Raw genomic sequence first — 13872 nt, 5'->3', positions numbered from 1 at the left:
GTGGTGTGGCGCCCTCAGCGGGCGAAGTGGGCTTCGATTTCTTCCAGGGTCTTGCCCTTGGTTTCCGGCAGCAGCAAGGCGGCGGCCAGGAAGTACAGCAGAGTGCAGCCGGCCCAGAAATAAAACATGGGCGCGTAGCCGTATCGGCCGACCGTCGGCAGGAACAGAGCGGCGATCACGGTGGAGACGAACTGGTTGATCAGCAGCGCGATGCTCATGCCGTTGGAGCGGATGCGGGTGGGCATCAGTTCCGACAGCGCCAGCCAGACGCAGACGCCGGGACCGACCGCGAAGCTGGCGATGAAGCCGAGGATGCAGGCGGCCACCAGCCAGCCGTGGGTTTGCGACGGGACCGGGCCGGCGCGGGCCTGTTCGATGCGCAGCGGGGCGTCGGCGGCCAGGGCCGGGTCGGGGAAGGGATTCAGGTGCAGGCGGCGGAACAGCTGGCCGAGCACGCTGTCCGCCGCCACGGTGGCGGCGCGGCTAAGGTGCAGCGTGGGGACCGGCGCGCCGCTGGCGATGCGCAGGGTCTGGACGTTGGTGAAGTCGCCGTAAGAGTAAGCGACGGTGAGCAGCGTGGCGTCGCCGCCGGCCCGCGCTGCGCCCAGGGCTTGCAGGTCGGTCGGCGACAGCGCCAGTTCGTCATTGACAACGCGGGCTTGCAGCACGGGGCGCAGGTCGGCGCCGCGGCCTTCGGCGGACTGGAACAGCAGGCCGGCCAGCAGCAGCGACAGGACGATGCCGCCGCTGCCCAGCATCAGCAGGAATTTGCGGCCCTTGCGGTCGACCAGCAGCAGGGCAACGATGGTCATCAGGGCGTTCAGGACTTTGATGGCGACGTCGCCCAGGTTGGCGACCGCGCCCGGCAGGCCGGCTTGCGCGAGGATGTTGACCGCGTAGGCCAGGATGGAATTGATGCCGGTGGCCTGGTTGCAGGCCAGGATCAGACAGGCCAGCAGGAAAGGGTAGATGTAGCGACGGTTGAGCAGGCTGCCGGCTTGCACAGGAGTTGCGCCAGCCGTGCTGGCCGTCCGTCGCACGCTTACTGCCGCAGCGTCGGTGGCGGTGCCGGTTGGGCCGTCGGCGCGGCTGGCTGCGGCGGCAGTGGACGATGCCGGCGTGCGGGGAGTGGCCAACTGCATCTCGCGCAGTTCCGCTTCGGCGACGCTGGCGGAACGGCTGCGCCGCAGGGCTCTGCGGGCTGGTTCGATGTGGCCGCGTTGCAGCAGCCAGCGCGGCGATTCGCTGAGCTGGAGCACGCCGGCCGTGAAGGCCAGGCCGGGTATAAGGCAGAACCAGAAGATGCTGCGCCAGGCCTGGTCCTTGACGGCGAACAGCGCGGCGGCGTCGCTATGGCGGGCGGCGTGTTCGACTTGCTGGGCGTAGTACAGGCCGATCAGCGCGGCCACGACCAGGCCCAGCGTCAGCAGCAGCTGGAACAGGGCGGTGCCGCGCCCGCGCAGTTGCGGCGCCAGGCATTCGGCCAGGTACAGCGGCGCGACGACGCCGATCAGGCCGCCGCTGATGCCTTGCAGCAGGCGTCCCAGCAGCAGCGCGGTGTAGCCGCCGGCCATGGCCATCACGGGGATGCTGACGCAGAACAGCACGCCGGCCAGCAGCAGGGTGGCGCGGCGGCCGATCAGGTCGGCGATGGCGCCGGCCAGCAGCGAGGACAGCACGCTGCCCAGCAGCACGGCGGCGACGATGAAGCCCAGCTGCTGCGCGCTCAGGTGCCAGAGGACGGAGGCGGTCGATTCTAGGTAGGGCAGGGCGCCGGCGATGATGCCGACGTCGATGCCGTACAGCAGACCGCCGGTGCCGGCGATGAACAGCAAATAGCCGGTGTACCAGTCGTGCCGGCTGGTGGCGCGCAGGGCAGCCATGGAATCAGTAATTGACAGCATAGTCTCTCGGGAAAGGCAGGTTGGCGTAGGCTTTCTTTTGCGTCCAGTCCAGCGATGGTGCGGTCCAGTAGCTGTCCGCCGGCGGCAGGCCGAGCGCCAGCAAGCCGGTGGATGCGATGTACATGCTGCCGTTGTTGGAGTAGGTGTCGGCGATGGCGGGGTTGTGGCCGGCGAAGCCCAGCGTCAGGAAGCCGTCTGGCGTGAAATTGGTCGGGTTGCGCCAGATCGGCTGGTGCGCGGCGTGCAGCGCGGCGCGCACCTGGCCTTCGGGCAGCGAGGCCGGCAATTGCCTGCGCAGCGCCAGCAGGGCAAGCGGCTGAAACACGGCGGTGCGGTAGGTCAGCGAGCGGCCCATGGTGGGGTAGGTGCCGTCCGGCGAGATCAGGCGTTCCAGCAGTTCGCAGTAGCGCTGGCTGCGCTTCAGGGTTTGCGCCAGCAGTTGATCCGGTTTGTCGCGGAACACGGCCAGCTTGAGCTTAACCATCTGTTCGAGGATTTCCAGCAGCATCGGCCACATCACGTAGGAGTTGTAGTAGTCGAAGTGGAAGGTTTCGCCGTCCTTGATCCAGCCGTCGCCGGCGTACCATTCGTTGACCTTGCGGATGGCGGTGCCGAGGCGGACGATGTCGCCTTCCGCGCCCACCGAGTACAGCCAGACTTCGTTCATGGCGGAGAACAGCAGCCAGTTGTTGTAGGGCGGTTCGAAGCGGCGCACGCCCTGGATTTCGGCGATCAGGCGCTGTTTGGTCTGGCTGCTCAGCGGCTTCCACAGGGCGTCGGGCGCGCGCAGCAGGGCGTTGCTCAGGTAGGAGGAGTCGACCAGTGTCTGGTTGCCGCCGCGCCAGGCCACGTAGTCGGGGCTGGCCGGATCGACGGCGTGGGCCAGGCTTTGCAGCGCCAGGTCGCGCATCTGGCGGCGCAGTCTGCCTTCGGCGCTGGCGTCGTCGGGCAGGGCCAGCCAGGGCGCGATGCCGGCCAGCAGGCGCCCGAAGCATTCCAGGTAGCAGAAGCGCGGGTCGCCGCCGTACCAGGTCGGGCTCAGTTCCAGCGGGAAGACTTTGTGCAGTTGGCCCTTGGCCATCGCTTGCAGGACCGGCATGGCCATCTTTTGCAGCAGGGCCAACTGGTAGGTGCGCTGGTCCGCGGCCGATCCGGGCGCCGGGGCGGCGGCGGGCGCGGCGCCGCTGCTCAGCACGCCGGCGGTGCCGGCCATGCTGCCGATAAAATCGCGACGTTTCATCGGCGGCATCCTCAGAAGGTCATGTCCAGGCGGACGGTGAAGTAGCGGGTGTAGTCGCGCGCCGGCGTCCAGGTGGTGTAGTTGACCAGGTGCGGACCGGGATTCGGCGCCTTGACGCTGAAGTTGCTGCCGAGAGAGCTGCCGAGGCCGGTCGCGTAAGCCTTATCGAACAGGTTGTTGACGTAGAAGCTCAGCTTGTACTTGTCCTTCTTGTCGCGGATGCCGAGGCCGATGTTGGCGATGCCGTAGGCGCCCTGGCGCGTGCGCGGGTCCTGGTTCAGGCCGTAGATGGTTGCGCTCTGCCAGCGGTAGGCGGTGGTGAAGAAGGCGTCGAAGCTGCGCTCGGCCAGCGGCAGGTCGTACTGGCCGCCGAGGTTGAGCTTGACCTTGGGCGCGTTCGGCAAGGTCTTGCCCTTCAGGTTGGCGACGTTGGTGTTGTTGTACTTGGGATTCGGCGCGCAGTTGCCGCCGGGGATGACCGATTTGCCGTCCGCGCTCAGGACGCTGTAGCAGGGGCCGTTTTCAAAGTCGGTGATGATGGCGCGCGTGTAGGCGAAGCCGGCGTTCAGCGTCAGTTCGCGGATCACGCGCCAGTTGGCGTCCGCCTCCAGGCCGCTGGTGCGCAGGCCGCCGATGCTGTGCAGCGTGGTACGGTACTGGCCGTCCGGGTCGATGAAGCCGGCCGACTGCTGGAAGCCCTTGAAGGTGGTGCGGAACACGGCCAGGTTCAGCATCGCGCGGTTGTCGAGCAGCGACAGCTTGGCGCCGGCCTCATAGTTTTTAGCGGTCTCGGCCGGCACCGGCTGGTTGGCGGCGATGGCGGCGGTCAGGCTGCTGGTGAGGTCGTAGGCCACGCCCTTGTGGCCGGTCGAGAACAGGCCGTAGACCATGGTGTCGGGATTGACGTGGTGTTCCAGGCCGATCTTGCCGGTGACGTCGTTGTTGCTGTCCTTCTTGGTCAGGTAGTCGGTGACGGTACGGGTGTCGGACGGCGGCGGTGCGAAGCGCGAGAAGTCGTAGCCGGTGTCTTCGCGATTCAGGCGCAGGCCGGTGATCAGGCTGGTGTTCTTGGCGAATTCCCACGACGACTGGCCGAACAGCGCGTAGCTGGTGTTGCGTGCATGGGCGTTGTACCAGGAGGCAATGCTGCCGACCGGCGATTTTTTCAGTTCGCGTTCGAGGCGGTTGTCGCCATACCAGAAGCCGGCCACGTAGCGGAAGGCGCCGGCATCGGGCGAGGTCAGACGCAGCTCTTCGGTGGTGGACTTCACGCCGAACATGCCGGTCTGGTACTGGCCGCCCTTGAAGCCGCTGGGCTTGCCGTTGATGAGCGTGTAACTGAGCACGTCGGCGTCGAGGCCGTCGATGTCCTGGAAATCGTCGAGGTGGTAGGATTGGTAAGAGGTGATCGAGCTCAGCACGTGCCCGGCCAGCGGCGAGTCTTCGCCGAAGGTGTAGGCGACCTTCAGGCCGCTGCCTTCGTCGCGGCCCTTGCCGCCGGCCGGATAATCGCTGCGGATGGCGACGTTGCCGGGGCCGATGGGAATGCCGGCCAACACCTGCGAGGCCGGCAGCTGCGCGATGTTCTGGTACAGGCCGCCCGGCGTCATCGTGGTGAACGGCGACAGATAGCCGTTGACATTGCTGCGGTTGGCATGCGGCGACAGCACCACTTCCCAGTTCTCGCCCGGGGTCCATTCGACCTTGCCGACCACGGTGGTGTTGTAGGAGCCGTTGAGGTGGCCGCCATTGGTCAGGTTGTCCAGCACGCCCTGGAAGCCGGTGCGGCTGGCGGCCAGCCGCACGCGCACGGTGTCGCTGACCGCGCCAGAGGTGGACGCGATGGCGCGGAACTCGTGGTCGTTGGTGAGCAGGGTGGTGGTGCGGGTGCGCCAGGTGCTTTCGATCGGCTTGGTGGTGATGTTGATCGCGCCGGCGATCGAGCTCTTGCCCAACAGCGTGCTTTGCGGACCTTTCAGCACTTCGATGCGGTTGACGTCGGCCAGATCCTTGAACGCATTGGCCTGCATGCCGATCGGGATGTCGTCGATGACGATGGAAACGTCGGCCTCGACGCCGATGCCGAGCGAGTAGGTGCCGATGCCGCGCATATTGATCGAGTTGTTGCCGGGCTGGTTGCCGTAGCTGATGGTGATGGCGGGCGACAGCGCCGGCAGGTCGGTCAGGTCGCGCACGTTGTTGCGCTGCAGGGTGGCGTCGTTGAGCACGCTGATGGCGGCCGGCACGTCCTGCAGGTTTTGCGCGCGTTTGTTGGCGGTGACGATCACCGATTCCAGCTTGGCGCCGTCGTCGGCGGCCGGATCGGCCCAGGCGTTGGCGCCGGCCAGTGCCAGCGCGACGGCCAGCGTCAGGCGGCGGATTTGCAGGTGTTGTGGACGAGGATGGTGCATCTGAGTCTCCAGTATCGTGGTGAATCGATGAGATAGCGTTCCCATATGTATCTTTTAAAAAAAAGCGGAAAAAGCGCTCTGCAGAACCAATTCCGCCTTGTTTTCTCTATTTGGTATTCATCTGGTATGGGAACGATATCACTGGTCGCTCCGGCAAGTAAAACGTTTTTTAACCAGTGTGGTAAATCCGCATCTGGTATCCTTCGGGTTTTGAAGGAATCGAGATGGCCAAGAAAAAGGAAGAGCTGGACGAAGAGACGCTGGCCCTGATCAACTGGTGTATCGAGGTCGAGGGCTGGCTGGTCAAGGGCGGCGCCACCGTCGAGCAGGCGCAGGAGCACATCGAGGAACAGATCGAGTGGTTCACCGACCAGTTCTACGATGGCTTGACGCCGGAAGAGGCGGCCAAGGAAGCGCTGGCCTGAATTCAGGCGATTCGTTGCTCAGGACGCGATCAGGCCGCTTTTGAGCGCCAGGGCCACCGCGTGGGTGCGGTCGTTGGCGCCGAGCTTGCCGAACAGGGTGCTCATGTAGCTTTTCACCGTGTCTTCGCTGATGCCCAGGCGGCTGGCGATCATCTTGTTGGAATTGCCCTGTGCGGCCAGGCTCAGCACCTCGATTTCGCGCCGCGTCAGCTGCTCGTTATTGAGGCTGAACGACAGCATCTGCGCGATTTCCGCCGGCAGGTGGCGCTGGCCGCGGTGCACGCAATCGATGGTGGTGATCAGTTCCTTGATCAGCATGCTTTTCAGCAGATAACTGCTGACGCCGGCCCGCATGGCGCGGTGCACCAGCACTTCGCTGCTGTAGGTGGTGACGGCGATGATGCGCGCGGCCGGATCGATGGCGCGGATGGCTTCGATGGTGACCACGCCATCCATGCCGTTCATCTGCAGGTCCATCAGCGTGATGTCGGGGCGGTGCTGCTGGTACAGCGCGACAGCTTGCTGGCCGTCTTCGGCCTCGGCCACCAGCGTCATTTGCGGTTGTTGCAGCAGCAGGGCGGCAATGCCGCTACGGAACATGGCGTGATCGTCGGCGAGCAGGATGCGGATCGCGGCGGGGTGTGAACTCATGGCACTGGCTATCATCTTGGTTGACGCCGTGCCATGGTAGCACAGGCCCGGCCATTACGGCCGAGCCTGGCTGTAGCGGTGGTGTTTATTGGATGAAAGCCAACAGCGCCGGGATGGTCTGCTGCGGCGCTTCTTCCATCACCCAGTGGCCGGAGCCCTTGATCACCTTGCCGTCGACATTGTTTGCCACCAGCTTGACCTGGTTGATCAGGAACTCGCCGCCGGATTTTTCACCGGCCAGCACCAGCACCGGAATCTGCAGCTTGGTCTTGCCCAGCTCGGCGAACTGCTCGGCATCTTTCGGGAAAGTCTTGAAGTACTGGAAGCCGGCACGGATGCCGCCCGGCTGCGCATAGGCGGCCGCGTACAGCTTGCGGTCTTGTTCCGAAATCGAATGGTTGCGGTCGGCGGCGAAGTCGTTCCAGAAGTGCTCGAAGTAAATCCGTTCACGGCCCTGCACCAGGCGCTCCGGCGTCTCGCCGAAGAAGTGGAAGTGCCACAGGTCGCGCAGCAGGAACATGTCTTTCCAGTTGCCGATGCCGGGCAGGAAGGCATCCATCAATGCCAGCTTGCTGGTGTCGCCCGGATACTGGGCGGCGTAGGCATACGCCACCATCAGGCCGATGTCGTGGCCGACCACGGTGGCCGGCTGCTTGGTGACGGACTGGACCAGCTCGTGGATGTCCCTGGCCATGTTGGTTTTCTCGTAGCCGTCGGCCGCCTTGGCCGAGGCGCCGGCGCCGCGCAAGTCGGGCACGATCACGGTGTGGGTCTTGGCCAGTTCGGCCATGATGGGCTGCCACATGTGGCCGGTCTGGGTGTAGCCGTGCAGCAGCACCACCGGCGTGCCTTTGCCGCCGATCTGGTAGTGGATCTGGGTGCCGTTGACGCTGGCGGTCTTGTCGGTGTAGCCGGCCGGGGCGGCGGCGTAGGCCGGCAGGGTGGCGGCCAGCAGGCCGGCCAGGCCGAGTTGCAGCAGGGTGCGTTTGGTGATCATCAGGTTCTCCTTATGCGCGGCCGCGCACGAATTGCAGGGCGGTCTGGGCCACGCGGGCGCCCAGGTGTTCGGCGGTGCGCAGGTCCGACGGCGACGGCGCCAGTTCGGCGCTCTGGTCGGCATTCGACTGCGCGGCGGCGCCGAGGAAGAAGCCGAGGCGGTTCAGGTCGTCTTCCGAGCCGGTGCTGGAATTGTTGCCCGGCGGCAGACCGAGGCTGACCCAGTGCATGCCGTGCTGGGCGGCGAAGATGGCGATCTGCTGCAGGCTGGCCAGCTTGTCGCCGGAACGCGAGGCGGAATTGGTGAAGCCGGCCGCCAGCTTGTTTTTCCAGGTGCCGCCGGCGGCGAACACGGTGCGCGAGGTGGCGTCCTGGAACGCCTTGAACTGGGCGGAAGGGCCGCCCATGTAGGTTGGCGCGCCGAAGATGATGGCGTCGGCCTGTTCCAGCTCGGCCCATGGCGCATCGCCGCCATCGACCGCGTACAGTTTGGCGCTGACGCCTTCGACGCTGGCGGCGCCATAGCGCACGGCCTCCGCCTGGCGGGCGGTGTGGCCGTAGCCCGAGTGATAAACGACTGCTACGACTGCTTTACTCATGTTGTCTACTCCTGATGTGATATTGAATGAGGCCGTGCCAGCATAGGCCGGCCACGCCGCCCGCCTGTACAGCGGTTCAGGGGGCGGCGCGCTCTCCCGGAAGCGGGAGGGAATTTAGCGGGCGGCGGCGCGCAGTTGCAGCGCCGGTTGCACGTCATCGAGGAATTCGATGCGGCGCTCGGCGGCCAGACGGTCCGGCAGCTGGCGCTCGAAGTCGGCGCGGTAGGCGCGCGGCAGGTGGTGCTGCAGGAAGTGTTCGCGGCTGCAGCTCCAGCTTTCGTACACCACCAGCACGTTCGGATCCTGCTGCGAACGGTGCAGCGTGCATTCGAGGAAGTCCGGCTCGTGCGACATGTCGGTCAGCACCTGGCGCACGGCTGCTTCCAGCTCGGCGTAGCGCTCCGGTTTGGCCGGCAGGTGGACGATGAAGGTCAGGCGGTTGCTCGTGCTCATGGCGGTCGCTCCCGGCTCAGGCGGCAAAGCCGCCGTCGATCAGCAGGTCGGCGCCGGTGACGAACGCCGCTTCCGGGCTGGCCAGGTAGGCCACCATGCCGGCGATTTCATCGGCGTGGCCGTGGCGCGGCAGGGCCATCAGGCCGTGCAGGCCGGCGGCGAAGTCGCTGTCGGCCGGATTCATGTCGGTATCGACCGGGCCGGGGGCGACGTTGTTGACGGTGATGCCGCGCGGGCCGAGGTCGCGCGCCAGGCCTTTGACCAGGCCGGTCAGGGCCGATTTGCTCATGGCATAGGCGGCGCCGCCGGCGAACGGCATGCGCTGGCCGTTGGTGCTGCCGATGTTGATGATGCGGCCGCCATCTTTCATGTATTTCGCGGCGGCCTGCGTGGCGACGAACACCGCGCGCACGTTGACTGCCACGGTCTTGTCGAAGTCTTCCAGCGAAAACTGGTCGACCGGACCCAGCAGCAGCACGCCGGCGCTGTTGACCAGGATGTCCAGACGGCCGAACTGCGCGGCCACGGTATCGATGGCCTTGGTCAGCGCGGCGGCGTCGGTGGCGTCGGCCTTGATGGCGATGGCCTTGCCGCCGCCGGCCTTGATCTCTTCCGCCAGCGCCTCGGCGGCGATGGCCGATGCGGCGTAACCGATGGCGACGGTGGCGCCGTCGCGGGCCAGGCGGCGCGCGGTGGCGGCGCCGATGCCGCGCGAACCGCCGTTGATGAAAGCGACTTTACCGTTCAGGGTGGTGTTCATGATGTTTCCTTTCACAGAGATGGGTTGGATGAACACAGTATCTACCGTGGATTGCCTGTGCGGTAGCTGGTAATTCGCGCGTTCAGTTTCAACCATTTGTATCAAATGTGGAAGTGATTGACTGTGCATTTCAAATTGATACACATTAGTGCTTTTTCGTTACCGCTCTCAGCCATGCGCCGCCTGCTCCTCTTGTTGTTCCTGTCCCTGGCCTGCGCCCGCCCGGCCGCCGCGCTGAATCCGGCGATTGCGCTGGCCGACCTCAATCACACGGCCTGGACCGCCAAGGAGGGCGCGCCCAGCGGCATCTACGGCATGGCGCAAACGCCGGACGGCTGGCTGTGGCTGGCCACACAGGGCGGCTTGTACCGCTTCGACGGCGTGCGTTTCGAGCGCTATCCGACCCTGAAACAGCATGTGTTCAGCGTTTACGCGGCCGACAACGGCGACCTGCTGATCGGTTATATGATCGGCGGGCTGTCGGTGCTGCACCCGGACGGCCGCCGCGACGACCACGATGGGCCGCAGTTCGCGGCGATCGGCGGCATCGCGTCGATGGTAGTGGACGCCGATGGCGCGCTGTGGCTAGTCGCGACCGGCCTGTACCGCTACCAGCAGGGCCGGCTGCAGAAGATCGACGGCTCACGCGCCTGGGCGCGCAGCCTGCACGGTCTGCTGCGCGACCAGTACGACCGCATCTGGGCCGCCAACCAGGAAGGGCTCTACCTGGCCGACCGCGCCAGCGGCCGGCTGACGCGCGTCGACGCCATCCCCACCGGCGCGCTGATGCAAGCGCCCGACGGCCAGATCTGGGCCAGCGGCGACGGCGAGCAACTGCGCGCCGTGGCCATGCCGCCGGCCGGCGCGCCGTTGCCGCCGCCGCCGCGACGCAACCAGGCGCGTGCCTCGTGGAGCGGACAGTTCGACCGCGACGGCAACCTGTGGCTGGGCCACTGTCCGACCGGCGTGTGCCGGATCGCGCGTGACGCCATCCAGGCGCCGCGGCCGATCGAGCGGCTGGGTCCGCGTGAGCGGCTCGACCAGCCCGGCCAACTGAGCGCGCAGGCCGCCCACACCGTGCTGGAAGACCGCGAAGGCAATATCTGGGTGAGCACCAGCGCCGGTATCGATCGCCTGCGCGAAAACAAGCTGCTGCCCGCGCACCTGCCCGGCCAGACCGGGCGCTACAGTATGGCGGCCGACCGCGCGCACCAGCTGTGGGTGGCCGACATCGGCAGCGGCCAGTTATGGCGGGTGCCGGCCGACGGCGTGCCGGTGGCCGAGGCCCGGGCCGACGTGCGGGCGCTGACGACCGACCGCAGCGGCGCCATACTCCTGGCGACCACGCGCACGATCGAACGGCTCGACGGTGGCGTCGCCAGCACCATCGCGCTGCCGCTGGTGAACGGCCAGCCACGGGACTTGCACCTGCTCGGCATGCTCGACGACGGCAAGGTGTTGTGGATCGCCGCCTATGAAACCGGATTGATGGGGCTGGTCGACGGGCAGTGGCTGCCGCGCGCACGCCTGAACCTGCCGCCGGGCATCCTGTTCACGGCACCGGGCGGCGTCGGCCAGCTGTGGCTGGGTTTTGGCAACGGCAAGCTCAGCCTGTACGACAACGGCAAGCTGAGCTGGTTCGACATCCGCGCGGTGGGCCAGGAGAGTGCGATCCTGCCGGGCCCGCAACTGGTGGTGGCGGGCGAACACGGCCTGGCGGTGCAGCGCGGCCAGCGCTTCGAGCTGCTGGGCGCGGCCGACGTGGCGCCGCTGTGCGACGTCAGCGGCATGACCGTGACGGCCGACGGCGACCGCTGGCTGAACGGCGCGCGTGGCGCGGTGCGCATCCGCCGCGATGACTGGGAGGCCGCGCTGCGCGACCCGCGGGCGCCGGTGAAATACGAACTGCTGGACGCGCAGGAGGGCTATCCGGGCCGCGCCAGCACCGAAACCCGGCTGCCGACGCTGATCAACACCGGCGACGGCCGGCTGTGGTTTTACGGCAGCGCCGGCGTGGTCCGGCTGGACACCGCGCAGCTGCGCCCGAACCCGGTCCCGCCCAGCGTGCGGGTGCTGCGGCTGGACAGCGACCACGCCAGCTATGCCGGCAATGCCGCCGTGCGCCTGCCGCCCGGCGCGCGCAACTTCACCATCGAATACAGCGCGCCCGGCCTGCGCCAGCCGGAAGGCATGCGCTTCCAGTACCGCATGGACGGCCTCGACCCGCAGTGGGTCGACGCCGGCAGCCGCCGCGCCGCGTATTACACCAACATCGGCCCCGGCCAGTACACCTTCCGCGTGCGCGCGGTCAACGAGGATGGCGTGGCGGGCGCGGCCGAAGCGCGGCTGCCGCTGGAGGTCGCGCCGACGCTGTCGCAAAGCCGCTGGTTCCAGTTGCTGGTGCTGGCGCTGGCGCTGGCCGCCGCCTACAGCCTGTACCGCTACCGGCTGCGCCGCGTGATCGCCCAGGCCGCCCGCCAGGCGGCCACCCGCGCCGACGAGCGCGACCGCATCGCCCGCACGCTGCACGACACCTTCCTGCAAAGCGTGTATGCGCTGATGCTGCAGGTGCACAGCGTCCTGGTCAAGCTGCCCAAGGACAGCGAAGAACAGCGCAAGCTGCAGACCGTGCTGGACATCGCCAGCCGCACCATCGACGAAGGCCGCGCCCAGGTACAGCAGCTGCGCAGCGGCCACGACCCCGAGCAGATGCTGCGCCAGATCGGCGAATCGCTGACCGCGCTGCACACCGGCACCGCGCTGCACATGCAGGTGGACGGCGCCCGCCGCGCACTGACCGCCGCCACGCAGGAAGAACTGTGCGGCGTCGGCCGCGAAGCGCTGCACAACGCCTTCCAGCATGCCGGGGCCGGCCTGGTCAGCATCGGCCTGAGCTACGGCAGCGACACGCTGACCTTGCGCATCGCCGACGACGGCAAGGGCATGGACGCGGTCACCACGCCGACGGCGCAGGCGGCCGCCGGCCACTGGGGCCTGGTGGGGATGCGGGAACGGGCCAAGCGCATCGGCGGCCAACTGGCGATCGCCAGCCAGCCGGGGGCGGGCACCGTGGTGGAATTGCGGATCCCGGCGCGGCTGGCCTACACGCCGGCCTGACCGGCGCGAGCGCCCGGCGGGAGGCCGGGCTGTCGCACTGCTCACAACAAATTATTCACCCTGTTGCTGGCTGGCGCCGTCGGCCGACTGGCTGCTGACGGCTTGCTGGGCCTGCAGATTGCCGCTGCCTTTGTGACTCAAGCGGCCGGCGCGGCGCGCTTCTTCCGAAGTGAACTGGTGCGCGTTGCCCGAGGCGTGCGCGGCACGGCCGCCGGCGGCGGCGATTTCGCGCTGGCGCTGCGGGTCCATGCCGGCGAAGCCGCGATTGCCGCCGCTGCCGCTCTGCTTGGTGCCCTCCTGCTGAGGACTGGTACGAGTGCTGTTTGCCATGTCGGATTTCCTTTCAGATGAAGACACCCTCCGCCAGGTCGACGGCGTAGGAGCACCCATCGTAGACCAGCGCGCGCGGCTTGGTTATCGGAATAGGCCGAGCGGCACTGTAGGACTTTCCTCACCAAAAAGGCGGAGGGGAAACAGCTGTTTCCTGTGCTTCAGAGAAGCGCTTGACCCGGCCATTTTAAAAGAGTATTCTGAGTACATGTTTTGTGATCCGGCCGATTGCAAGTGTCCACCACCCGCATGGGAGCAAAGAAAAATGAACGCCATCAACGAACGTAATTCCGAACGCAACACGCTGGAGCTGCATCACCAAGTCCGCAACCTGTCGGACCGCATCGCGCTGGGCATCACCCTGACGCTGCGCTTCTTCGCCGACACCTTCTTCGCCAAGCGCTATGGCAACCGCGCCATCGTGCTGGAAACCGTGGCCGCCGTGCCGGGCATGGTGGGCGGCATGCTGGTGCACCTGCGCTGCCTGCGCTGGATGACGGCCGACCACGGCTGGATCCGCACGCTGCTGGACGAGGCGGAAAACGAGCGCATGCACCTGATGACCTTCGTGCAGATCGCCCGGCCGAACTGGTTCGAGCGGCTGGTGATCCTGCTGGTGCAGGCGGGGTTCTTCGTGTTCTTCTTCCTGCTGTACCTGAGCTCGCCGCGCACGGCGCACCGGCTGGTGGGGTATTTCGAAGAGCAGGCGGTGATCAGCTACACCCTGTACCTGGCCGAAATCGACGCCGGCCGTGTCGACAACGTCGCCGCGCCCGACCTGGCGATCCGCTACTGGAACCTGCCGGCCAACGCCCGCCTGCGCGACGTGGTGTTGGCGGTGCGCCAGGACGAAATGGGCCACCGTGACGTCAATCACGAATACGCCGACGCGCTGACCGTCATCGAAACCCAGCTCGAAATCTAACCCAATCCGGGGTCAGGTCTTCCATTGCGTCACGGGCTCTACCGTAGCGGTCGCTACGGTA

General features: G+C 66.9%; 12 protein-coding genes. 3 read left to right on the top strand and 9 right to left on the bottom strand.

Features of this window, described 5'->3' with window-relative positions:
- Positions 1–14 precede the first annotated feature (14 nt).
- From E4L98_RS22405 to E4L98_RS22395, 3 genes are read right to left on the bottom strand one after another with little or no spacing between them, the layout of a single operon-like run.
- Positions 15–1904 carry an MFS transporter gene (locus E4L98_RS22405; protein WP_135203761.1) on the bottom strand — a complete coding sequence of 630 codons (1890 nt, stop codon included), beginning with the start codon at positions 1902–1904 and terminating at the stop codon, positions 15–17.
- Complete coding sequence (locus tag E4L98_RS22400) at positions 1888–3144, bottom strand: DUF2264 domain-containing protein (protein ID WP_135203760.1); 1257 nt, start codon at positions 3142–3144, stop codon at positions 1888–1890. Before E4L98_RS22400 ends, E4L98_RS22405 begins: the two co-directional genes overlap by 17 nt.
- A gap of 11 nt (positions 3145–3155) precedes the next feature.
- The gene (locus E4L98_RS22395) at positions 3156–5555 is read right to left on the bottom strand and encodes a TonB-dependent receptor (protein ID WP_167761415.1); all 2400 of its coding nucleotides are present in this window, start codon (positions 5553–5555) and stop codon (positions 3156–3158) included.
- A gap of 224 nt (positions 5556–5779) precedes the next feature.
- Here E4L98_RS22395 and E4L98_RS22390 point away from each other — a divergent pair, with 224 nt between their 5' ends.
- Positions 5780–5980, top strand: a complete 201-nt coding sequence (locus tag E4L98_RS22390; RefSeq protein WP_135203758.1) for a hypothetical protein — start codon at positions 5780–5782, stop codon at positions 5978–5980.
- An 18-nt stretch (positions 5981–5998) separates the two neighbouring features.
- On the opposite strand, the gene E4L98_RS22385 is transcribed toward E4L98_RS22390, so the two are convergent.
- The 5 genes from E4L98_RS22385 to E4L98_RS22365 all read right to left on the bottom strand — a co-directional run bounded on the left by E4L98_RS22385 (position 5999) and on the right by E4L98_RS22365 (position 9439).
- Complete coding sequence (locus E4L98_RS22385) at positions 5999–6631, bottom strand: response regulator (protein ID WP_135203757.1); 633 nt, start codon at positions 6629–6631, stop codon at positions 5999–6001.
- A gap of 85 nt (positions 6632–6716) precedes the next feature.
- Positions 6717–7628 carry an alpha/beta fold hydrolase gene (locus E4L98_RS22380; RefSeq protein ID WP_135203756.1) on the bottom strand — a complete coding sequence of 304 codons (912 nt, stop codon included), beginning with the start codon at positions 7626–7628 and terminating at the stop codon, positions 6717–6719.
- Between the two features lie 10 nt (positions 7629–7638).
- A complete protein-coding gene (locus tag E4L98_RS22375) occupies positions 7639–8226 on the bottom strand; it encodes a flavodoxin family protein (RefSeq protein ID WP_135203755.1) in 588 nt (195 codons plus the stop codon).
- Positions 8227–8340: 114 nt separating this feature from the next.
- Positions 8341–8679, bottom strand: a complete 339-nt coding sequence (locus tag E4L98_RS22370) for a putative quinol monooxygenase (protein WP_135203754.1) — start codon at positions 8677–8679, stop codon at positions 8341–8343.
- Between the two features lie 16 nt (positions 8680–8695).
- Positions 8696–9439, bottom strand: coding sequence for an SDR family oxidoreductase (locus E4L98_RS22365; protein WP_135203753.1), 744 nt, complete (start codon positions 9437–9439; stop codon positions 8696–8698).
- Between the two features lie 174 nt (positions 9440–9613).
- Between E4L98_RS22365 and E4L98_RS22360 the strand changes: the two genes are divergently transcribed.
- Complete coding sequence (locus E4L98_RS22360; protein WP_135203752.1) at positions 9614–12556, top strand: sensor histidine kinase; 2943 nt, start codon at positions 9614–9616, stop codon at positions 12554–12556.
- A 51-nt stretch (positions 12557–12607) separates the two neighbouring features.
- Here E4L98_RS22360 and E4L98_RS22355 read toward each other — a convergent pair whose 3' ends face one another.
- Entirely contained in the window at positions 12608–12886 is a 279-nt protein-coding gene (locus E4L98_RS22355; protein WP_135203751.1) for a KGG domain-containing protein, read from the bottom strand.
- A gap of 265 nt (positions 12887–13151) precedes the next feature.
- On the opposite strand from E4L98_RS22355, the gene E4L98_RS22350 reads away from it, so the two are divergent.
- Positions 13152–13811, top strand: a complete 660-nt coding sequence (locus E4L98_RS22350) for an alternative oxidase (protein ID WP_135203750.1) — start codon at positions 13152–13154, stop codon at positions 13809–13811.
- Positions 13812–13872 lie beyond the last annotated feature (61 nt).

Source organism: Duganella callida (genome assembly GCF_004614165.1).
In the GTDB taxonomy this organism is placed as follows: Bacteria; Pseudomonadota; Gammaproteobacteria; order Burkholderiales; family Burkholderiaceae_D; genus Rugamonas; species Rugamonas callida.
The sequence above is the reverse complement of the archived record's forward strand: the minus strand, read 5'-3'. Positions and strand labels throughout refer to the sequence as shown.

Bases quoted from the DNA above. Each gene is read 5' to 3' on its own strand.
- E4L98_RS22375 (WP_135203755.1), bottom strand. From the start codon at position 8,226: ATGAGTAAAGCAGTCGTAGCAGTCGTTTATCACTCGGGCTACGGCCAC.
- E4L98_RS22365 (WP_135203753.1), bottom strand. From the start codon at position 9,439: ATGAACACCACCCTGAACGGTAAAGTCGCTTTCATCAACGGCGGTTCG.
- E4L98_RS22380 (WP_135203756.1), bottom strand. From the start codon at position 7,628: ATGATCACCAAACGCACCCTGCTGCAACTCGGCCTGGCCGGCCTGCTG.
- E4L98_RS22385 (WP_135203757.1), bottom strand. From the start codon at position 6,631: ATGAGTTCACACCCCGCCGCGATCCGCATCCTGCTCGCCGACGATCAC.
- E4L98_RS22400 (WP_135203760.1), bottom strand. From the start codon at position 3,144: ATGAAACGTCGCGATTTTATCGGCAGCATGGCCGGCACCGCCGGCGTG.
- E4L98_RS22360 (WP_135203752.1), top strand. From the start codon at position 9,614: ATGCGCCGCCTGCTCCTCTTGTTGTTCCTGTCCCTGGCCTGCGCCCGC.
- E4L98_RS22390 (WP_135203758.1), top strand. From the start codon at position 5,780: ATGGCCAAGAAAAAGGAAGAGCTGGACGAAGAGACGCTGGCCCTGATC.
- E4L98_RS22395 (WP_167761415.1), bottom strand. From the start codon at position 5,555: ATGCACCATCCTCGTCCACAACACCTGCAAATCCGCCGCCTGACGCTG.
- E4L98_RS22405 (WP_135203761.1), bottom strand. From the start codon at position 1,904: ATGCTGTCAATTACTGATTCCATGGCTGCCCTGCGCGCCACCAGCCGG.
- E4L98_RS22355 (WP_135203751.1), bottom strand. From the start codon at position 12,886: ATGGCAAACAGCACTCGTACCAGTCCTCAGCAGGAGGGCACCAAGCAG.
- E4L98_RS22350 (WP_135203750.1), top strand. From the start codon at position 13,152: ATGAACGCCATCAACGAACGTAATTCCGAACGCAACACGCTGGAGCTG.
- E4L98_RS22370 (WP_135203754.1), bottom strand. From the start codon at position 8,679: ATGAGCACGAGCAACCGCCTGACCTTCATCGTCCACCTGCCGGCCAAA.